Origin of the sequence: uncultured Ruegeria sp., from assembly GCF_947489545.1 — a bacterium.
In the GTDB taxonomy this organism is placed as follows: Bacteria; Pseudomonadota; Alphaproteobacteria; order Rhodobacterales; family Rhodobacteraceae; genus Ruegeria.
Genome location: NZ_CANLDZ010000006.1, coordinates 76,548 through 96,684, shown reverse-complemented (window position 1 = coordinate 96,684; position 20,137 = coordinate 76,548). Strand labels below are relative to the sequence as shown.

Here is a 20,137-nt window from a genome sequence, read left to right as displayed (position 1 = left end):
TCAGCCCTGACTGTTGCGCGTATTCAGCGCGGCTTTTTGCACAACAGACAAGCATAGTTCCGTAGCCAGGGCCATATCCTGAACTGAGATCCATTCCAACGGGCCGTGGACACATTGCATGCCGGTAAACAGGTTGGGGCAGGGCGTGCCAAACTCGGTCAGGCGAGAACCGTCCGTTCCGCCCCGGATCGGGACCGAGCCGGGCTCGATCCCCAAGCCGCGGCAGGCATCTAAGGCCAATTCTACTGGCGTCATGTCCTTTTCCAGCCAGTAGCGCATATTGCGGTACTGGTGGGATATGTCGCAAGAGATCACTGCCCGTGGTTCGGTGGCCTGTACGGCGGCACAGACCTGCCGCACCAGATCACCTTGCGCCTCTAACGCATCCAGTTCGAAGTCGCGCAGGATCAGCCTGATCTCCATCTCGGATGACCCGCCTTTCATGTCAGTGACATGGATGAAACCTTCGCGCCCATCAGTGACCTCGGGCGTCATCGTGGCCTGCGGCAGGGTCTGTACGATTTTGGCGGCCAGATTGGCGGCGTTAACCATCCTGCCCTTAGCCAGCCCCGGATGGATCGAAACGCCTTCGATTTTGATGATGGCCCGATCAGCCGAAAAGCTCTCATACTCGATGTTGCCGATGTCCTGACCATCCAGAGTATAGGCAAAGTCAGCTTTCAGATCCTTGGGCAGGCTCTCTGTGACACCGCGCCCGATCTCTTCATCTGGTGTAAAGGCAATGCGGATTGGGCCATGCGGGATGTCTGTGTTTTCCAGCAGATACCGCGCCATGGTCATCAGAATCGACACACCCGCCTTGTCATCACCGCCCAACAGGGTCGTACCCGAGGCGGTGATCACATCATGTCCGATTTTTTCCGCCAGATAGGGATGTTCTTCGGGCGACAGAACCAATTCCGGATCATCGGGAAAGGTAATCTCACCACCATTGTACCCTTTGATCACCCTCGGTTTGACGCCTGTTGCATTGAACTGCGGCGCCGTATCGACATGAGCCAAAAAGCCTATGGTCGGGCCTGGTGCTGTGCCCGGAATGGTGGCCACCACCACGCTGTCCGCCGTCAACTCGATATCCTGCGCGCCTATATCGCTCAATTCCTGCTGCAACAGGTTTAGCATGTCGAATTGGATATCCGTGCTGGGGGTTGACGGCGATATGTCGTCGCTCTGACTGTCGATCGCTGCGTAGCGGACTAGCCGGTCTTCCAGTTCCTGATCAAATCGTTTCTGCATGACACCTCATCTCTCTGATGCAGAAGAAAGGGTGCCAACGGGGGGAAGTCAACCGGGTGGTCTGACCCCCAAACCTTCACAAGGGTTGGAATTCTGTTTTGTACAAGTCAGACAATCTGTACTGCCCGACTTATACAAGACGAAAGATTTACGATCCCAGCTTCTGGCTGACCAATTCGTTAACAGCTTTGGGATTTGCCTTGCCGCCAGTTGCCTTCATCACCTGACCAACAAACCAGCCAGCCAGTTTCGGGTTTATCTTGGCCTTCTCGACCTGTGCCGGATTGGCGGCTATAATCTCATCCAGCGCAGCCTCGATCGCGCCGGTATCGGTGACCTGTTTCATGCCGCGATCTTCGACAATCTTGGCCGGATCCCCGCCTTCAGTATAGACGATTTCGAACAGGTCCTTGGCGATTTTGCCCGAGATCGCATCCGATGAAATCAGGTCAATGATGCCGCCCAGCTGCGCGGGAGAAACCGGCGACTCGGTGATGTCATGATCTTCTTTTTTCAGTCGGCCAAACAGTTCGTTTATGACCCAGTTTGCGGCCAGCTTGCCATTGCGACCGTTGGCAACATCTTCAAAATATGCCGCAGATTCCACATCAGCGGTCAACACCGATGCGTCATAGTCGGACAGGCCGAAGGCACTGATAAAACGCGCTTTCTTCTCATCTGGCAGTTCCGGCAATTTGGCGGCGATATCGTCGACCCAGGCCTGCTCGATCTCCAACGGCAGCAAATCCGGGTCAGGGAAATAGCGATAATCATGCGCTTCTTCCTTCGACCGCATCGATCGTGTTTCGCCCTTGTCGGGATCATACAGGCGTGTTTCCTGATCGATCTCACCACCGCCTTCGACGATTGCGATTTGGCGGCGGGCCTCAACCTCGATGGCTTGCTGAATGAATCGCATGGAGTTCATGTTCTTGATCTCGCAGCGGGTGCCCAGATGCGAAAAGTCTTGTGTTTCCTGATACTTCTCGTATGCACCCGGCAAGCAGATCGAGACGTTCACATCTGCCCGAAGGTTGCCATTCTGCATGTTGCCATCGCATGTGCCCAGATACCGCATAATCTGACGGATCTTAGCGATATAGGCGGCTGCTTCTTCGGGCCCGCGAATGTCAGGGCGCGAGACGATTTCCATCAGGCACACGCCGGTTCTGTTCAGGTCCACGAAAGACATATGAGGATCCATGTCATGGATCGATTTGCCGGCATCCTGCTCCATATGAATACGTTCGATCCGTACCATACGCGCAGTACCATCCCCCATCTCGACCAAAACTTCACCCTCGCCGACAATAGGCTGATAAAGCTGGGAAATCTGGTACCCCTGTGGCAAATCGGGATAGAAATAGTTCTTGCGGTCAAAGGCAGATTTCAGGTTGATTTCCGCTTTCAGGCCCAACCCGGTTCGCACCGCCTGTTCCACGCAATACTCATTGATTACCGGCAACATACCGGGCATCGCCGCGTCAACAAAGGCGACGTTCGAATTTGGCTCGGCCCCGAATTGGGTTGAGGCGCCTGAGAACAATTTGGCGTTGGAAGAAACCTGCGCATGCACTTCCATCCCGATCACCAGCTCCCAATCGTGCTTGGCACCGGCGATTGTTTTGGGTTTGGGCATTTCGTATGTCAGATCGAGCATGGCGCGCCTCTTTTCCGCAGAAGTCTAAGCCTGCGTATTAGGCCCGGCGCGACAAAGGGGCAAGGGGGAATCCTGCTTGGATCAGTTCTCTGAGAAGCGCAGGCCCGACGGCGTGAAGGTTACATCCATCCCGCTACCCAATTCATCCCGGAACAAATCACCGATCGCCCGCAATGCATCCCGGTGACCACGTGCCGCGAACCGCTCGGGCGAGTTGATGCGAACGCTATTGTTGAACCCGTTGGCGGCATGCGCCCAGATCAGCGGGTGCAGTTCGGTCAGATGATCACGGATCAGCCAGTTGGCGGTTTCCCGCATCTGCGTCCGAACCAGATCGGCCTTTTCGTTCAAGCCCAGACCGTTTTGAAGCGTGATTGCGCAATAGGCAGATAGCATGTTGATCATTTGCTGATCCGGACGTTGCCGCACAATGTTTCGCAACCCTTCTTGGAAGTAATCTAGATCCACACGCGCGCAGGCTTCGTCGTCCAGAGCTATGGCATCAAACTGTACCCAGGTATAGCCGCCTGCGCCCCAAATACTTTGCGTCCGGGCGGCGTTGCGCAGGGCCTGAACCTCAAGCTCTTCATAGCTGCCGAACCAGCGTGGCAGCAGGTGGCTGCCCATCGCGCGCATATGGCGCTGGTTTTGCGGGTCCAGTGTTATCAGACGCTCGTACTCGTCAGCGACACGTGCCGTCGTTTTGCGTTGTCCAGCCAACAAGGCGCATCCTGCAGCGGCGATCAGTGGGCTGCTAGGGGCCGCCGTGCGACACATGGGCAGGATCGCGGCGGCCCTATCAAAATGCGCAGCGCAGCGTGACCGGTGCAAAGGGGGCAGGGTGGCGTCAAGGGCTGTTCCGCGCCAGGCCCAGGCAATGTCGATATGTGCCAGTGCAACAACCAGGGCAAGCATCGCGTCATCAGGTGCTTCGCGCATCTCTCCTTCAAGTTCAGAGATGCCTGTTAGCAAGTCATAATCGGATATTGCTTTGCCATCGGACAACGCATGTTCAACGGCCAGAACCACGTCAGAGCGCGCGCCGAACGCCAACAAGTCGGCGGTTGGCATTCCGTCCGGGGCCGTCTCCCGGGTTTCGTCAGCGGCTTGCATTTCCGCTGACAACTCACTCCAGCGATCCTGCCGAGCAAGAAACCGGCCATGTTCGATGGTTGCGCGGCCAATCATATCTTCCGAACCAAGCTGGGCGACCGGAATGTTAAGTTGCCCTTGTTCCGGAAGCGCTGCCGCCAATGCAGATTTTGTCGCGCACAATTCGGGCGCGTTACCTGGTGGGGAACCTTCTGATCGGGCCGAAAACGCCCTGAACAACCGAAACATGGTAAAACTCGAAACTATTAACAACGCATAACTGAGGTAGCAGTCTGGGCGCTAATGGCATTCAGTTCAAGTTAATTGCTGGTCGTTTTGTAGTTTTTCTGGTCAATCGCGCCCTGATGCCACGATCGTTTCAAAAAACAGTAAAATGATGGCGCTCGACGCGATATCCCGCTTGACTTAATAGGCCCTCGAATTCTCGATGCGGCGGCAGAGACTCATCTGGAAGGCGTATCCGTTTACCGGAATGCAGGACCAGAGAGATCCTTACAGAAAAGTCCCAGCGCGTGTCGAATCGGAAGAAATCGATGTCGTTCAGTTCGATCTCGCCTTGGCGTTGGCCTGAATACCAGCGCAACTGTTCTGGCCCCAGGCACAGGCCGGCTTGGGTGTCTTGAAAGACATCCCAAACCGCCGGCAGTGTCGCCAGCGCCAACAGGGCCATCAGCCACCAAGCGGCGTTCAATAGGATCACCAAGGCCAGCAAAGCGGCATAAACGCCGATCAAAATGATAACGGTGCGAGAGGTCCTGTTCCGGCGCGTGAAGGTGTACGGGCTCATGCGCCGAGGATTCGGGACACCATTTCGGTCGTGTCGCGCGATAGGTTGGGTGTTTCTGAAATCCGCGTGAGTTGAGCGCGCATCATGTCCTGACGGTCCGCGTCATAGCGTTTCCAGGTCTGGAAGGCTGAACACATACGAGCTGTGGTCTGCGGGTTAACCGGATCCAGGCGGATCAGCCACCCGGCCAACAGCTCGTATCCTGCCCCATCCGGTTGGTGGAACCCGGCGTGGTTCATGGCCAACGCCCCCATCACGGCGCGGAAACGGTTGGGATTCTTCCAATTGAATTCCGGGTGCTCGGTCAGTGTGCGGGTGGTTTTGGGCGTCGCCTCAGGGGACGCCATTGCCACTTGCAGGCCGAACCATTTGTCCATCACAAGCCGGTCGTGCCGCCATTGGTCGTAGAAGGCAGCCAGCTCTGCGTCGCCTTTTGCAGCCCGCAAGAGGCAGGACAGGGCGGTCAGTTGCAGGGTCATGTTATCCGCCTTGGCGTAAACCTCAGCGGCCATGGCCCCGCCGTCCAGGCGAGAGGTCAGCGCCAGCGCCGCGCTGCCCAGCGCGCGTTTGCCGGATTGCTCAGCATCAGGGGAATAGGGCGCATCGACCAAAGCTTCACTGTGTAACCTTGGCAGCAGGTCCTGCATGTGCTGCGCGGTGGCCTGCCGCAGTGTTTCCACCGCTGTCCAGATGGCCATCGGATCGGGCGTTTGGCCTTTCTCATGCAGCGCAGCAACTAGTTCCGATTGCGTCGGCAAACCAAGCATCAGCGCGCGATAGGCCGGGTCCAGTTCGCCATCCCGCAGCACGGCCAACAACCCTTCGAGATAGTCCGCATCCGGTGTTGCCTCGTCCGAAATCATCCGCAGCAGGGTATCCTGCGCCAGTGACCGGCCGGCCTGCCAGCGGTTAAACGGGTCGGTGTCATGCGCCAGCAAAAAGGCGCGTTCAGCATTGGATTGATCCTGCTCCAGGATAATTGGTGCCGAGAAATCGCGCAGGATCGATGGCGTGGGTTTGGCGGTCAACCCGGTGAACGAAAAGCTCTGCTCGGGTTCTGTCAGCTCAAGCACTTCGGTCCCACGAACCTCGTCCCCATTTGGCCCCAGCAGGCCAACTGCGACGGGGATTACCTGCGGGTGCTTTTCATCTTGTCCCGATGTGGGTTGGGTCTTTTGTTTCAAGGTCAGGGTATAGGTGCCGTCCGCCCAGTTATCTGATACGGCGACACGAGGTGTCCCGGATTGGCTGTACCAACGTTTGAATTGGGTCAGATCGCGATCCGTCGTATCCTCGAACACTTTTAGCCAATCATCGATCGTGCAGGCCTGCCCATCATGGCGCTCGAAGTACAGGTTGAGCGCTTTGGTATAGGCCTCATCCCCAACCAGCCGTTTGAGCATCCCGATCACTTCGGCGCCCTTCTCATAGACGGTCGAAGTATAGAAGTTGTTGATTTCCTGAAAGCTCTCAGGCCGAACCGGGTGCGACAATGGCCCGTTGTCCTCGGGAAACTGCCGCGCACGGAGGTCAATCGCATCGTGGATGCGTTTCACCGGGGCCGAGCGCATGTCCGAGGTGAACTGCGCGTCGCGGAAGACGGTCAGACCTTCCTTGAGGCACAGCTGGAACCAGTCACGACAGGTGATGCGGTTGCCGGTCCAGTTGTGGAAATACTCATGCGCGATAATCGCCTCGATCCGTTCGAAATTGGTATCGGTCGAGGTCTCCGGACTGGCCAAAACAGCTGACGAGTTGAAGATGTTCAGCCCCTTGTTCTCCATAGCGCCCATGTTGAAATCGTCCACGGCGACAATGTTGAAGACATCCAGATCGTATTCGCGACCATACACGTCCTCGTCCCATTTCATCGACTTTTTCAAGGCTTCCATGCCAAAGGCGCATTTGCCTTCATCGCCCGGACGCACCCAGAGGTTTAGCTCGACATCGCGATCCGATTTGGTGGTGAACTGTCCCGGATGGGCAATCAGATCGCCGGCGACCAGCGCAAACAGATATGCCGGTTTCGGCCATGGATCAGTCCATTCGGCCCAACCTTCGCCTTTGCCTGACAAGTTTCCGTTGGACAGCAGTACCGGTAAATCGCCATTGATGCGCACGGTGAAGGTGGACATCACATCGGGGCGGTCGGGGTAGTAGGTGATCTTGCGGAACCCTTCGGCCTCGCACTGAGTACAGTACATGCCGTTCGACATATACAGCCCTTCGAGCGCGGTGTTGTTGCAGGGATCAATCTCAACCTCAGCCTCCCAGATGAAAGGCGCGTCTGGTACGTCTGCACTTAGGCCTTGGTCTGTGATTTCAGGGGAGATGTCAGTTCCATTGATGGCGGCGCTGATCAATGTAAGATCCTCGCCGTGCAGGAAAAACGTTTGATCCGTTGCTTGGGGATTGGGGCGGAACGCGATCCGTGAGGTGACCCGTGTGGCATGGGCTGCAAGGTCAAAGGTCAGATGCACGCTATCCACCAGATAGCCGAACGGCGTGTAGTCTTTGAGGTAAATCGTGGTGGGGGCGGCGTCACGCATCGGGGCCTCGCTTCGGTACAAATTTGACGCGAAACTATGGGGAACGTCTGCAGGCTGCAAGCAAATGGCAGAGGCGAGCGTCGGTGAACTTCTAGTTGGTAATATTATTTTACCAAATCGACATTTGGGTTGTTGCCTATCGGAAACTTTGCCCCTAATTGATGGAAGAATACTATCGCATCCAGCGCGGGAGAATAGGGATATGAGCGGCAGACAGATCCGAAACGGATTGCAGATTGCGGATGAATTGGTTGATTTCATCGACAATCAGGCACTTCCCGGGACGGGTGTTGCACCCGACACATTCTGGAAAGGTCTGGCCCGCATCGTGGACGAGCTTGGTCCGAAAAACCGCGAACTGCTTGCCAAACGTGCTGACATTCAAGGGCGCATCGACGGGTGGCATGCTGAGCGCAAAGGTCAAGCTCATGATGCCACCACCTACGAAGCGTTTCTACGCGAGATTGGATATCTGGTCGAAGACGGCCCGGATTTTGAGATTGAAACGGCCAATGTCGATCCCGAAATTGCCCTAACGCCGGGTCCTCAACTGGTTGTGCCGATCACGAACGCCCGTTTTGCGCTGAACGCGGCCAATGCACGCTGGGGCAGCTTGTATGATGCGCTTTATGGCACGGATGCGATGGGCGACTTGCCTAGCGGCAGAGGGTATGATGAAGCGCGTGGAAACCGGGTGATCGACTGGGCCAAGTCGTTTCTGGATGATGCGGTTGCGTTGGCAGATGGTTCGTGGGCTGCGGTCGATAGCCTTCGCGTGGAAAGTGGGGGCCTTGTACCAGCCTTGTCCGATCCGGGCGCGTTTGTCGGCTTTGGCGGAACTGCTGAGAAGCCCGATTTTGTTTTGCTAAGGAACAACGGTCTGCACATTCAGATCATGATTGATCCGACAAGCGACATCGGCGTTTCCGATCCGGCCGGTATTTCGGATGTGCGTCTGGAATCCGCTTTGTCCACGATTATGGATTGCGAAGACTCTGTCGCGTGTGTCGATGCTGAGGATAAGGTTGGCGCCTACGGCAACTGGCTTGGCCTGATGAAAGGCGACCTGACCGAAGAGGTTGCCAAAGGCGGAAAGACCTTTACCCGCAGGCTGTCAGGTGATGTCGAATTCACTACTGCACACGGTGAACAAGCCGCGCTCAAGGGGCGGGCGTTGATGCTGATCCGCAATGTCGGCCACCTGATGACCAACCCCGCCGTGCTGGACGCCGAAGGCCGCGAGATTGGCGAAGGGTTGATGGATGCGTTGTGCACCACGCTCATTGCGATGCATGATCTGAAGCGGGACGGAGGCAACTCGGTCGAAGGGTCGGTCTATGTCGTAAAGCCCAAGATGCACGGGCCGGAGGAAGTCGGTTTTGCCATGGATATCTTCGATATGGTCGAAGAAGTTTTGGGCCTGCCACGCAACACCGTGAAACTCGGGATCATGGATGAGGAACGCAGAACTTCTGCGAACCTCAAAGAGTGTATCCGCGTCGCGAAATCGCGCGTGGCTTTCATCAACACTGGCTTTCTGGATCGAACCGGAGATGAGATCCATACCTCGATGGAGGCCGGGCCGATGCTGCCCAAGGGGGATATCAAGAACACGCCCTGGATTTCATCCTACGAGGACCGGAATGTCGATATTGGTTTGGCCTGCGGTTTGAAAGGCAAAGCGCAGATCGGTAAAGGCATGTGGGCGATACCCGATCGGATGGGCGAAATGCTCGAAGCCAAGATCGGGCACCCGCAATCTGGAGCAACCTGCGCATGGGTGCCATCGCCAACCGCGGCAACACTGCACGCCACGCATTATCACAAGGTCAAAGTGTTGGCGCGTCAGGATGAAATCGCCGCTGGCGGAGCCCGCGGCACATTGGGCGATCTTCTGACTATCCCATTGCTGGGCGGTCGCAATCTGAGCGACGACGAGATCACGCGCGAGATCAAGAACAATGCGCAGGGAATACTGGGCTATGTGGTGCGCTGGGTCGATCAAGGTGTCGGTTGCTCCAAGGTGCCAGATATCAATGATGTCGGTCTGATGGAGGATCGCGCAACCTGCCGGATTTCGTCTCAGGCGCTGGCCAACTGGTTGCATCATGGCGTGGTGGACGAGGCGCAGCTGATGGCGGCGATGCAAAAAATGGCAGCCGTGGTTGATCGTCAGAACGAGGGGGACCCGGGCTACTCGCCAATGGCACCCGGGTTCGACGGCATCGCCTTTCAGGCTGCTTGTGATCTGGTGTTCAAAGGGCGGGTTCAGCCCTCGGGCTATACCGAGCCGGTTCTGCATGCGCGACGCCTGGAATTGAAGGCCAGCCAAGAATAAGCGGCGAACTAAGCCGGGGGCGTTGGTCCTCTGGCTCCACATAAAACCCGATCTGACAGGAGGACGCATACATGTCGGTTTCACTGCGCAAAGCGCGTACGATTATCCGCAAAACGCTGGAAAAAGGGCGCGAAATGGAACTTAAGCCGTTGTCGGTGATTGTTCTGGATGCAGGTGGGCACGTCATTGCCTTTGAGCGCGAAGACGACGCAGCCCCCGGTCGCTTTGCCATTGCGCATGGGAAAGCCTATGGCTCGGTCATGCTGGGCATGGCGGGGACCGCGCAGATGCAGCGGGCCGAGGCACAGGCCTATTTTATGGCAGCAGTGAACGGTGTTTACGGCGGGCAGGTTGTACCAGTCCCGGGTGGGGTTCTGTTGCGGGACCGCAAAGGCGCTGTAATCGGCGCTGTTGGTGTCACCGGTGATACGTCGGACAACGATGCGGCGGCCGGTATGGCGGGTATTGAAGCCTCTGGTCTGACAGGAGAAATTTGACCACAGCAGGCTGTTTGCCAGCATTTGGAGGTGTTGCAAAACGCCCGTTTCTTAGGCTTTCAGCAATAAGGCATGAGATGTGCGCTGTTGAACACGGTCTTGCGCTGTCATGCAGGTCGTGTGCTGTTGCACGTTTATCCCGCTGCAGATAGCCTCGCGGTGAACTACTGTCACAGCAAGGTATGCGGAATGTCTCGACCCGTCGTTGGTATTATCGGCAATTCTTATCTTATGAACGATCAATACCCGACACATGCCGGTGGGACGATGAATTCGGATGCCGTGGCCAACGTCTCGGAATGCTTGCCGCTGCTGATCCCGGCTGATCCACGTTATGTTTCAGTGGAGGAACTGCTGGAGGTGTGCGATGGGTTTCTGCTGACCGGCGGTCGACCCAACGTGCATCCTGAGGAATATGGTGAGTCCGCAACCGACGCGCATGGCGATTTCGACCGGGCGCGTGACGCGATCACCTTGCCCCTTGTGCGCGCCTGCGTGGATCGCGGCCAGCCGTTCCTTGGCATCTGCCGTGGATTTCAGGAAGTGAATGTCGCCATGGGTGGCACGCTTTACCCCGAGATCCGAGATTTGCCCGGGCGTATGAACCACCGCATGCCACCAGACGGTACCCTGGAAGAAAAATTTGCGCTGCGTCATGTTGTAAAGCTAAGCGAAAATGGCGTGTTTCACGATCTGTTTGGTGCGTCTGAAGTGATGACAAACACGCTGCACGGGCAGGGGATCAAGACGGTCGGGCAGCGTGTCCTGGTCGATGGGCATGCACCGGATGGAACGCCCGAAGCGATGTATATCAAAGACGCACCTGGCTTTACACTGTCGGTGCAATGGCATCCCGAATGGGACGCTATCAATGATCCAGTCTCCCGCCCGTTATTCGAGGCTTTTGGGGCCGCCGTTCGTGCATGGGCGACGGGGTCGGACACGCAATTGATCCAACAATCTGCTTAAGATGAAGCTAGCCCGGCATTTGCGCTACCGGACCAGTGTTCTGTGGTCAGATCAGCAAGTCGAACTGAGTGTTCAGCGGCAGGGTTCGGGCCCGTTTTCCGGTCAGGTCAAACAGCGCATTTCCAAGCGCCGGCATTGATGGGGGCGTGCCGGGCTCTCCCGCGCCACCCATGTGACGGTTGGTTTCCAGCACGCGCACTTCGACCTGCGGCGCGGTGTGCATGCGGATCGCGTCATAGTCCGGGAAGTTGTACTGCTCGACCTCTCCTTCGGAGAAGGTAATCTCTCCGTAGCAGGCGGCCGACAGGCCATACATCATGCCACCGAACATCTGCGCTTTGACATTTTCGGGATCCAGTGCGAGTCCCATATCGCACGCGATCCAGGCCTCGTTGATGCGGATGGTGCCGTCTTCGTCCACCACTTCGATGACCTGAGCGACGGGGGTGCCAAAGCTGTAGGTAAACGCCACGCCGCGACCAACACCATCCGGTGTGTTACCGGTCCAGCCTGACATCTCTCGCACGGCCTCTAGGCAACCGGCCGATGGGGCGTGTTCGTTCTTCATCAACTCCAGCCGAAACTCTAAGGGATCGCGACCCGCGGCATGTGCCATCTCATCCATGAAGGTTTCATGGAAAAAACCGTTGTGGCTGTTACCTACGGACCGCCAAAAGCCGACCGGGATTGCCAAATCGGCGATATGGCCGCTCATCCTGTAGTTTGGGACCGCGTAGGGTTGGTTGAAGAACCCCTCGACCAGCACCTTGTCGGGGCCAGCACCCGGCATGCCCGTGTAACGTTCGACAGCCTGCTGCGTGCAGGATTGCGATGCGAGTTTGCCATCGATCAAAACTGCGGTTCCGTCCTGAACTGCACCGCGCATACGTGCAATTGCGCCTGGGCGGAAATAATCGTGACGCATATCCTCTTCGCGGCTCCAGGTTGTTTGAACCGGGGTGCCGGGCATGGCCATGGCGACTTTGGTGGCAATCTCACCAAAATCCAATTCGCCCCGACGACCGAATCCACCACCCAGATAGGTGGTGTGGATCTGCACCGCCTCGGTTTCCAGACTGGCCGTGTTGGCAGCACGGAACTGGATCAATGTCGGGGCCTGGTTGCCGCACCACAGTTCCAATGCATCTTCGGAATAAAGCGCAGTGGCGTTCATCGGCTCCATCGTGGCATGGGCCAGATAGGGCACTTGATACTCTGCCGTGACCTCTGTTGCGCCTGCGGGCAGCGTGCCGACATCCCCATCGTCGCGCATTGTAGAGTTCGGCGAGTCGTCAAACGCCTCAGCAATCTTGGCAAAGATACCGTCTGTTTCTGGCGGGTAGGGGGCATCACCCCAATCGACATCGATGGCCTCAACAGCCTGAATGGCCAACCAGGTATTGTTGGCGATAACCGCAACGCCAGTGCCCAGATCGACGATTTTTTCAACACCGGGCAGTGAGGTCGCGGCGCTGTCGTCATATCCTTTCATCGCCCCACCCAGTTTGGGGTTCATCCGAACGCTGGCATACTTCATGCCGGGCAGGCGCACATCGACGCCGAATTTGGCCGTTCCGGTGGCCTTTTCGACCATATCCAGCCGCGGTTGGGTCTGGCCCAGATAGCGCCATTCGGATGGGTCGCGCAGGGGCACATCGACGGGTTCCAAACCCGCCGCATCGACGGCCAGTTCTGTATAAGCAATCTGACTACCGTTCGGTGCGATCACATGACCCGATGCTGTCTGTAGCTCAGATGGGTCTACCCCAAGCCGGTTGGCAGCGGCGCGCTTTAGGGTTTCGCGTGCCGAGGCACCTGCCTGACGCATGCGTTCAAACCCATCCTTCATCGAGGTCGAGCCGCCAGTGACTTGAAGGCTGAGCACTTTGCCCAACACGCCCAGGGCCTCACCCAGATTGTGTTGGAAGTTCGTAATGTCATAGCCTTTGTTGGGAAGGCCTTCACCGACCAGAGCCGAGTTGTAATACGCTGCTGCTGCCGGGCCGTGCAGAACCGTGATCTTATCCAGATCCACGTCCAATTCTTCTGCGATCAGTGCTGCCCAGGTGGTCTGGACGCCCTGTCCCATCTCGGCGCGCGGTGCAAACAGAGTGACGCCTTTCTGGTCAATCAGGATGAAGGGGTTCAGCGCCGCTTCGCCTTCTTTCGGTTTCAACGGATTGGCCGCCGGACGGCTGACGTAATACGCGCCGAACGCCACACCGCCAACAATCGCGGCAGAGCCAATCAGAAAAGTACGGCGGAGGATTTTTCCAATGCGAGCCATTGCTTATGCCTCCTTCAATTTGGCAGCTGCGTCATGAATAGCAGCGCGAATGCGCGGATAGGTGCCGCAGCGGCACAAGTTGCCCTGCATGGCATCGTCGATATCGGCGTCTGTGGGGGTCGGGTTTTCAGCCAGCAAAGTGGCAGCCTGCATGATTTGGCCTGACTGGCAGTAGCCGCATTGCGCTACTTGATGGTCAACCCATGCTTGCTGGATTGTGGTCATCGCATCCGGGGTTCCTACGCCTTCGATTGTAGTCACATCGCCCCAAACATCGGACAGCGCGACTTGGCATGAGCGCACAGCTTCACCATCGATGTGGACCGTGCATGCCCCACACGAGGCAACGCCGCAGCCAAACTTGGTTCCGGTCAGACCGACCTCATCCCGCAGGACCCACAACAGGGGCACATCATCCGGCAGGTCCACTTGATGAGACGTTCCGTTGATCTTAAGGGTGGTCGCCATGGCTCACCTCGCTTGGCTGTGGCTGGTTTATGACATAATTGGTGAAAAGTGTCAGTATGTCAATTGACAAAATATACAAAAAATGTCAGGTCTGCGAGTATGAACGACACCGGTGACGATACACGGCGAAAGGCGATCCTGACCTCGGCGTTTCAGGCTTTTTCGTCCTATGGGTTTCGCAAGACCTCGATGGATGACATAGCGCGCGGGGCGGGGATGTCCCGCCCTGCGGTTTATCTGCACTACAAGAACAAAGAGGCGATTGTTAGGAAGCTGACCGAATTGCACTATGCCGAAAAGATCGCCGCAGTGACCGAAGCCCTAAACGGGTCCGGAGCAGTTTCTGACCTCGTGACACGGGCAATCCTGGCGCAGGCAGACGGGATGGCTGCCATTCTTGCCTCACCACATGGGTTAGAGATGTTGGATACGACCAAATCGATGTCCATCGACATTGTTGAAGAAGGCGAGGCCGAGCTAACGGATCTTTATGCGGCGTGGCTGACCCGCGAAGACGTCGCTGGTCGGGTCCGGTTGTTTGAAACCCCTGATGAAACCGCAAAGACCATTACGGTTGCTCTCAAGGGGGTCAAAATGACGGCGTCCGGCGCGGAAGAATTTGAAAGGCGGACCGCGCAACTGGCCGCCCTGATCGGCGCCGGGCTTGAGGTCAGGTAACGCGCTGGCGCGTTTTGTACTCGGGCGTATCCCACAGTTTGTTGGTCATGATATCGGCCAGGATATCCGCCGCCTGAGCGACATCGTTTTCGTCAACATATAAAGGTGTGAAGCCGAACCGCATGATGTTGGGTGCACGGAAATCACCGATTACCCCACGCGCAATCAGCGCCTGCATCGCGGCATAGCCTTCTTGGAACCTGAAGGAAATCTGACTGCCACGTTGTTCCGGATCACGCGGACTTGCCAACTCAAGATCGGCGCAGGTCGCTTCGACCCGGTCTACGAACATCTCGGTCAATTCAATGGATTTGGTGCGGACGTCCGCGATATCGGCAATATCCCAAACATCCATCGCGGCGGACAAAGCCGTCATCTGAATGACGGGCGGCGTGCCGACGCGCATCCGCTCGATCCCTGCTCCGGGTCGGTAATCCAGATCGAAGTTGAACGGGGCTTCGTGCCCCAGCCAGCCTGACAAAGCAGGGCGCACGTTGGGTGCCAGTCGGGGTGCCACGTACACAAAGGCAGGCGCGCCTGGTCCACCATTCAGGTACTTATACGTGCAGCCCACCGCAAAATCGGCATTGCATCCGGCAAGATCAACCGGGATCGCCCCGGCCGAGTGCGCCAGATCCCACACCGTTACGACGCCGTTTGCATGGGCCAACTCGGTCAGGGCCTTCATGTCGTGTTTGCGACCTGTACGATAGTCGACCTCGGTCAGCATCAAGACCGCGATTTCTTCTGTCAGCGCGTCAGCGACATTCTCAGGGTCAACGACGCGCAATTCGTATTCTGCCCCAAGGGAGCGCAACAGACCGTCTGCCATGTATAGGTCTGAGGGGAAATTACCATTGTCGGACAGAACCACCTTGCGCTTTGGATTAAGCTCTAGCGCAGATGCAACGGCCTGATAGACCTTGATCGACAAGGTGTCGCCGACGACGACGCTGCCAGCCTCGGCTCCGATCAACCGACCAATACGGTCTCCAAGGCCCGTGGGCAGCCCCATCCAGCCGGCTTTGTTCCAGCCGGTGATCAACATCTGGCCCCATTCGTCGCTCATCATGCGCTGGACCCCGGTTGCAGCCGCTTTTGGCAATGGTCCCAGAGAGTTACCGTCGAGATACAGAACCCCTTCGGGCAGATGGAACATGGCCTTGGTTGCGGCAAAATCGGTCATGGCGGCTCACAATTCTTTCTTACACATCGCAGGGTGCTTTTGGCCTATCCGATCCTCTTGTATCTGTCCATTCATGCGACATACTGAGGTTTTGCTATTCCGGTCTGAAAGCGATAGGACATCGCGCAGAAGCGACATGTGCCACTGCGTGTCGCCATCCACGGGGACGATGCATGCGTCGGATCGACATTCCGCCTGTTTGGCTATTGGGGTTTGTTTTTCTGGCGTGGCTGCAGGCGCGCTTTTTGGGTTTTGGATTGTCGCTGGAAGGCGGAGTGACCGATCTCATCAGTGGTGTTTTGATTGGCGGCGGTATTTTGATCGTGGTTATGGCGATCGTCGAGTTTCGTAGGCAAAAGACCACAGTCATCCCGCATGAAACGCCGACGGCGCTGGTGCAATCGGGTATCTACAAATACAGTCGCAACCCGATCTATCTGGCCGATATCCTGATTTTGGCCGGGCTTGTACTGCGTCTGGATGCCGTGCTGTCATTGGTCTTGGTGCCGATCCTTGTCTCGCTGCTTGAACGTCGCTTTATAATACCTGAAGAAGACCGTCTGCGCCGTACTTTTCGTGCGGATTTCGCCCGATATGAACGCAAAACACGTCGTTGGATATAGGGTGTTTCGTGCTGTGACATCACGTAACGATTGCTGCGCTTGCGAAATAATCTTGCGCAAGATACATCTTTGCTTAACTAACAATACCGATCACCCGCTCTGCCAGAGTGATAATTAGGGGGACTGCCAGTGAAAATAGGCACGCCAAAGGAAATACTGGACGGTGAAAACAGGGTCGCGATGACCCCGGACTCCGCCGTGCAACTGCAGAAACTGGGCTATGATTGCGCCATTGAAAAGGGGGCCGGGCAAGCGGCGGGCTTTTCAGACGCGGCGTATAAGGCGGTCGGCGTCGAGATCGTCAAGACTGCAGCCTCGTTGTGGAAATCGGCTGACATTGTAGCCAAGGTTCGGATCCCGACCGAGGCCGAGCTAAAGCGCCTGACCAAGGGTAAGACGCTGATTTCCTTCTTCAACCCGGCTGGGAACGAAGAAGGAATGGAGTTGGCCAAGTCCAAGGGTGCCAACGTGATCGCCATGGAGATGGTGCCGCGGATTTCCCGTGCGCAGAAGATGGATGCGCTGTCTTCGATGGCGAACATCGCGGGCTATCGCGCGGTTATCGAAGCTGGCAACAACTTTGGCCGTTTCTTCACTGGCCAGGTGACGGCGGCTGGTAAAGTGCCGCCCGCGAAGGTTCTGATCGTGGGTGCTGGCGTGGCTGGTCTGGCGGCGATCGGTACGTCGACCTCGCTGGGTGCGATTACCTATGCGTTCGACGTCCGCCCCGAAGTGGCCGAGCAGGTCGAGTCGATGGGTGCGGAATTTGTCTATCTGGACTTCGAAGAAGAACAGCAGGACGGCGCGGCCACGGGCGGTTATGCATCCGTCCAGTCCGACGAGTTCCGCGAAGCCCAACTGGCCAAGTTCCGTGAACTGGCACCAGAAGTGGACATCGTAATCACCACCGCACTGATCCCGAACCGCCCGGCGCCAAAGCTGTGGCTCGAGGATATGGTCAAGGCCATGAAACCGGGTTCGGTGATCGTTGACCTTGCGGCCGAACGGGGCGGCAACGTTGAGGGTACGATCGCGGATGAGAAGGTCGTGACCGATAATGGCGTGACCATCATCGGCTATACCGACTTCCCCAGCCGTATGGCCTCACAATCCTCGTCGCTCTACGCCACCAACATCCGTCACATGATGACTGACCTGACGCCCGAAAAGGACGGTCAGATCAATCATGACATGGAAGATGACGTGATCCGCGGTTCGACCGTGACACATGAGGGTGAGATCACCTTCCCGCCACCACCGCCCAAAGTGCAGGCAATCGCGGCTCAGCCCAAGGCTGAGGTGAAAGAGCTGACGCCGGAAGAAAAGAGGGCGCAGGAAATTGCGGCCTTCAAGGCGCAGACCAAGCAGCAGTTTACCCTGCTGGGGGTCGGCGGCGTGCTGATGCTGCTGGTGGGGCTGATTGCTCCGGCCAGCTTTATGCAACATTTCATCGTCTTCGTGCTGGCCATTTTTGTGGGCTTCCAGGTGATCTGGAACGTCTCGCACAGCTTGCACACTCCGTTGATGGCGATCACCAACGCGATCTCGTCGATCATTATCGTTGGCGCGCTGATGCAGATTGGATCGGGATCCTTCCTGGTCATTCTGCTGGCGGCACTGTCTGTCTTCATGGCCGGGATCAACATCTTCGGCGGCTTCCTCGTAACCCGGCGCATGCTTGCCATGTTCCAGAAATCTTAAGGAGGCCGGGCACATGGATTATGGCTTCACTACCGCCGCTTACGTTGTTGCGGCTGTCCTTTTTATCCTGTCCCTAGGCGGACTGTCGAACCAGGAAAGCGCCAAGCGCGCGGTCTGGTATGGCATCGTCGGTATGGGGCTTGCGGTCTTTGCTACGCTGGTCGGTCCCGGGTCTGGCTTGTGGCTGTTGTCGCTACTATTGATCGCTGGCGGTGGCTTTATCGGCCAGTACGTCGCGCAGCGCGTACAGATGACCGAGATGCCACAGCTTGTGGCCGCGATGCACTCGCTGGTGGGTCTGGCGGCTGTTTTTGTTGGCTACAATGCGCATTTCGAGATTGGCAATGTTGCGCAGGTCATGGCTATCGTGGATTCGGCCAATCAGGCGGACCTGTCTGATCTGGGGGCTTTCGCCAAGCTGATTGCAAAGAAAACCCCGGCAGAGCTGGGCATCCTGCATGTGGAACTGTTCCTGGGTATCTTCATTGGCGCGATCACCTTTACCGGTTCGGTCGTGGCCTATGGCAAGTTGGCGGGCAAGGTGACATCTGCGGCGACCAAGCTGCCGGGTGGCCATGCGCTGAACGCGGCGGCCGCAATCATCTCGTTGATCTGCCTGATCTGGTACACCGCGTCGGGTGGGTTCTTCCCGCTGTTCCTGATGACGCTGGCCGCGTTGTTCATCGGTTATCACCTGATCATGGGCATCGGCGGTGCCGACATGCCGGTAGTTGTGTCGATGCTGAACAGCTATTCCGGCTGGGCGGCTGCGGCGATTGGCTTCTCGCTGGGCAACGACCTGCTGATCGTGGTTGGTGCGCTCGTGGGCTCGTCAGGTGCGATCTTGTCCTACATTATGTGTAAGGCGATGAACCGTCACTTTGTCAGTGTGATCCTGGGCGGCTTTGGTGGCCCGCAAGGTGAGCAGATGGCTGTTGAGGGCGAGCAGATCGCAATCGAAGCCGACGGTGTGGCTGCGGCCTTGAACGATGCCGACAGCGTGGTGATCATCCCCGGTTACGGCATGGCCGTGGCACAGGCGCAGCAGTCGGTTTCCGAACTGGTGCGCAAGCTGCGGGCGCAAGGCAAGAACGTACGCTTTGCCATCCACCCCGTTGCGGGCCGCTTGCCGGGCCACATGAACGTTCTGCTGGCCGAGGCAAAGGTGCCATATGACATCGTTCTGGAAATGGACGAGATCAATGACGACTTCCCGGACACGGATGTGGCCATTGTCATCGGTTCGAACGACATCGTGAACCCTGCTGCACAGGAAGATCCCAACAGCCCCATCGCCGGGATGCCGGTTCTGGAATGCTGGAAGGCCAAGCAGGTATTCGTCTCAAAGCGCGGCCAGGGCACCGGGTACTCGGGTATCGAAAACCCGCTGTTCTTCAAAGAAAACACCCGCATGTTCTATGGCGACGCCAAGGCTTCGCTGGACAAGCTGTTGCCGATGATCGACTGATCTGGGCCCGATACCCTTTGGAAAGGCGCCCATATGGGCGCCTTTTCTGTTTTTGCCAGCATTGAGGTACCATGCGATTACAGGAGGTGTCCGATGGAAAAAGTGAATGGCATAGGTGGCGTGTTCTTTCGCGCTCGTGATCCGCAGGCGCTGACGCAATGGTACGAGACGCATCTGGGCGTTCATCACTATGATCCGGTTCCGTGGAAACAGCGCGAGGGCTATACGGTGTTTACCCCCTTCGCGCAGGACACGAGCTATTTTGGCCGAGACGAGCAACAATGGATGATCAACTTCCGTGTTGATGATCTGGAGGCCATGACCAAACAATTGCAAGCGGCCGGGATCACCGTAGAAACCAACCCAGAGTGGGACAGCGAGGTCGGGAAGTTTGCCCGCATCCACGACCCTGAGGGCAATCCGATTGAGCTCTGGCAACCAAATCAATGAGATAGCGTGTCTTGTATACCGTTGTATCCATGTAAGTTACTGAAATAAAAAGAGAATTGATGTCTGCCGTTCATACCGTATAGTCCGGGGAATTCAACGGAGCGAC

16 protein-coding genes are annotated in these 20,137 nt (G+C 57.1%); 8 read left to right on the top strand and 8 right to left on the bottom strand.

The features are described 5' to 3' along the window. The 5 genes from pepT to pepN all read right to left on the bottom strand — a co-directional run bounded on the left by pepT (window position 1) and on the right by pepN (window position 7,366). Window positions 1-1,257, bottom strand: a complete 1,257-nt coding sequence (gene pepT / locus Q1B13_RS10595; protein ID WP_299079867.1) for a peptidase T — start codon at window positions 1,255-1,257, stop codon at window positions 1-3. Window positions 1,258-1,405: 148 nt separating this feature from the next. Beyond that, on the bottom strand, window positions 1,406-2,917 hold the full coding sequence (gatB, locus tag Q1B13_RS10590) for an Asp-tRNA(Asn)/Glu-tRNA(Gln) amidotransferase subunit GatB (protein ID WP_299079870.1): 1,512 nt from the start codon (window positions 2,915-2,917) through the stop codon (window positions 1,406-1,408). A gap of 81 nt (window positions 2,918-2,998) precedes the next feature. Then, window positions 2,999-4,258, bottom strand: a complete 1,260-nt coding sequence (locus Q1B13_RS10585; RefSeq protein ID WP_299079873.1) for a hypothetical protein — start codon at window positions 4,256-4,258, stop codon at window positions 2,999-3,001. Window positions 4,259-4,388: 130 nt separating this feature from the next. Beyond that, entirely contained in the window at window positions 4,389-4,763 is a 375-nt protein-coding gene (locus tag Q1B13_RS10580; protein ID WP_299079875.1) for a hypothetical protein, read from the bottom strand. A gap of 50 nt (window positions 4,764-4,813) precedes the next feature. Further along, entirely contained in the window at window positions 4,814-7,366 is a 2,553-nt protein-coding gene (gene pepN, locus Q1B13_RS10575) for an aminopeptidase N (protein ID WP_299079879.1), read from the bottom strand. Between the two features lie 202 nt (window positions 7,367-7,568). Between pepN and Q1B13_RS10570 the strand changes: the two genes are divergently transcribed. The 3 genes from Q1B13_RS10570 to Q1B13_RS10560 all read left to right on the top strand — a co-directional run bounded on the left by Q1B13_RS10570 (window position 7,569) and on the right by Q1B13_RS10560 (window position 11,170). Continuing rightward, window positions 7,569-9,704, top strand: coding sequence for a malate synthase G (locus Q1B13_RS10570; RefSeq protein ID WP_299079882.1), 2,136 nt, complete (start codon window positions 7,569-7,571; stop codon window positions 9,702-9,704). 71 nt (window positions 9,705-9,775) lie between these two features. Beyond that, the gene (locus tag Q1B13_RS10565) at window positions 9,776-10,201 is read left to right on the top strand and encodes a heme-binding protein (RefSeq protein WP_299079884.1); all 426 of its coding nucleotides are present in this window, start codon (window positions 9,776-9,778) and stop codon (window positions 10,199-10,201) included. Between the two features lie 189 nt (window positions 10,202-10,390). Next, complete coding sequence (locus tag Q1B13_RS10560) at window positions 10,391-11,170, top strand: gamma-glutamyl-gamma-aminobutyrate hydrolase family protein (RefSeq protein WP_298933129.1); 780 nt, start codon at window positions 10,391-10,393, stop codon at window positions 11,168-11,170. A 46-nt stretch (window positions 11,171-11,216) separates the two neighbouring features. On the opposite strand, the gene Q1B13_RS10555 is transcribed toward Q1B13_RS10560, so the two are convergent. Together Q1B13_RS10555 and Q1B13_RS10550 are read right to left on the bottom strand one after the other, a co-directional pair. Then, a complete protein-coding gene (locus tag Q1B13_RS10555; RefSeq protein WP_299079887.1) occupies window positions 11,217-13,457 on the bottom strand; it encodes a molybdopterin cofactor-binding domain-containing protein in 2,241 nt (746 codons plus the stop codon). A gap of 3 nt (window positions 13,458-13,460) precedes the next feature. Next, on the bottom strand, window positions 13,461-13,925 hold the full coding sequence (locus Q1B13_RS10550) for a (2Fe-2S)-binding protein (RefSeq protein WP_298933125.1): 465 nt from the start codon (window positions 13,923-13,925) through the stop codon (window positions 13,461-13,463). 99 nt (window positions 13,926-14,024) lie between these two features. Between Q1B13_RS10550 and Q1B13_RS10545 the strand changes: the two genes are divergently transcribed. Next, window positions 14,025-14,603, top strand: coding sequence for a TetR/AcrR family transcriptional regulator (locus Q1B13_RS10545; protein ID WP_299079890.1), 579 nt, complete (start codon window positions 14,025-14,027; stop codon window positions 14,601-14,603). Here the strand turns inward: Q1B13_RS10545 and kynU are convergent. Next, entirely contained in the window at window positions 14,596-15,789 is a 1,194-nt protein-coding gene (gene kynU, locus Q1B13_RS10540; RefSeq protein WP_299079892.1) for a kynureninase, read from the bottom strand. The two genes, Q1B13_RS10545 and kynU, sit on opposite strands and share 8 nt — an antisense overlap. Before the next feature lie 173 nt (window positions 15,790-15,962). Here kynU and Q1B13_RS10535 point away from each other — a divergent pair, with 173 nt between their 5' ends. From Q1B13_RS10535 to Q1B13_RS10520, 4 genes are all read left to right on the top strand, one after another. Further along, entirely contained in the window at window positions 15,963-16,412 is a 450-nt protein-coding gene (locus Q1B13_RS10535) for an isoprenylcysteine carboxylmethyltransferase family protein (RefSeq protein WP_299079895.1), read from the top strand. Between the two features lie 129 nt (window positions 16,413-16,541). Beyond that, entirely contained in the window at window positions 16,542-18,113 is a 1,572-nt protein-coding gene (locus Q1B13_RS10530) for a Re/Si-specific NAD(P)(+) transhydrogenase subunit alpha (protein ID WP_298933116.1), read from the top strand. Window positions 18,114-18,126: 13 nt separating this feature from the next. After that, a complete protein-coding gene (locus tag Q1B13_RS10525; RefSeq protein ID WP_299079898.1) occupies window positions 18,127-19,581 on the top strand; it encodes an NAD(P)(+) transhydrogenase (Re/Si-specific) subunit beta in 1,455 nt (484 codons plus the stop codon). 93 nt (window positions 19,582-19,674) lie between these two features. Next, the gene (locus tag Q1B13_RS10520; protein WP_298933113.1) at window positions 19,675-20,031 is read left to right on the top strand and encodes a VOC family protein; all 357 of its coding nucleotides are present in this window, start codon (window positions 19,675-19,677) and stop codon (window positions 20,029-20,031) included. The last annotated feature ends 106 nt before the right edge of the window (window positions 20,032-20,137 follow it).

What these genes read in the sequence shown, in the direction of transcription:
- Q1B13_RS10545 (WP_299079890.1), top strand. Translation starts at nt 14,025, where the DNA reads ATGAACGACACCGGTGACGATACACGGCGAAAGGCGATCCTGACCTCG.
- pepT (WP_299079867.1), bottom strand. Translation starts at nt 1,257, where the DNA reads ATGCAGAAACGATTTGATCAGGAACTGGAAGACCGGCTAGTCCGCTAC.
- Q1B13_RS10585 (WP_299079873.1), bottom strand. Translation starts at nt 4,258, where the DNA reads ATGTTTCGGTTGTTCAGGGCGTTTTCGGCCCGATCAGAAGGTTCCCCA.
- Q1B13_RS10535 (WP_299079895.1), top strand. Translation starts at nt 15,963, where the DNA reads ATGCGTCGGATCGACATTCCGCCTGTTTGGCTATTGGGGTTTGTTTTT.
- Q1B13_RS10550 (WP_298933125.1), bottom strand. Translation starts at nt 13,925, where the DNA reads ATGGCGACCACCCTTAAGATCAACGGAACGTCTCATCAAGTGGACCTG.
- Q1B13_RS10525 (WP_299079898.1), top strand. Translation starts at nt 18,127, where the DNA reads ATGGATTATGGCTTCACTACCGCCGCTTACGTTGTTGCGGCTGTCCTT.
- gatB (WP_299079870.1), bottom strand. Translation starts at nt 2,917, where the DNA reads ATGCTCGATCTGACATACGAAATGCCCAAACCCAAAACAATCGCCGGT.
- Q1B13_RS10570 (WP_299079882.1), top strand. Translation starts at nt 7,569, where the DNA reads ATGAGCGGCAGACAGATCCGAAACGGATTGCAGATTGCGGATGAATTG.
- Q1B13_RS10560 (WP_298933129.1), top strand. Translation starts at nt 10,391, where the DNA reads ATGTCTCGACCCGTCGTTGGTATTATCGGCAATTCTTATCTTATGAAC.
- Q1B13_RS10565 (WP_299079884.1), top strand. Translation starts at nt 9,776, where the DNA reads ATGTCGGTTTCACTGCGCAAAGCGCGTACGATTATCCGCAAAACGCTG.
- Q1B13_RS10520 (WP_298933113.1), top strand. Translation starts at nt 19,675, where the DNA reads ATGGAAAAAGTGAATGGCATAGGTGGCGTGTTCTTTCGCGCTCGTGAT.
- Q1B13_RS10555 (WP_299079887.1), bottom strand. Translation starts at nt 13,457, where the DNA reads ATGGCTCGCATTGGAAAAATCCTCCGCCGTACTTTTCTGATTGGCTCT.
- pepN (WP_299079879.1), bottom strand. Translation starts at nt 7,366, where the DNA reads ATGCGTGACGCCGCCCCCACCACGATTTACCTCAAAGACTACACGCCG.
- kynU (WP_299079892.1), bottom strand. Translation starts at nt 15,789, where the DNA reads ATGACCGATTTTGCCGCAACCAAGGCCATGTTCCATCTGCCCGAAGGG.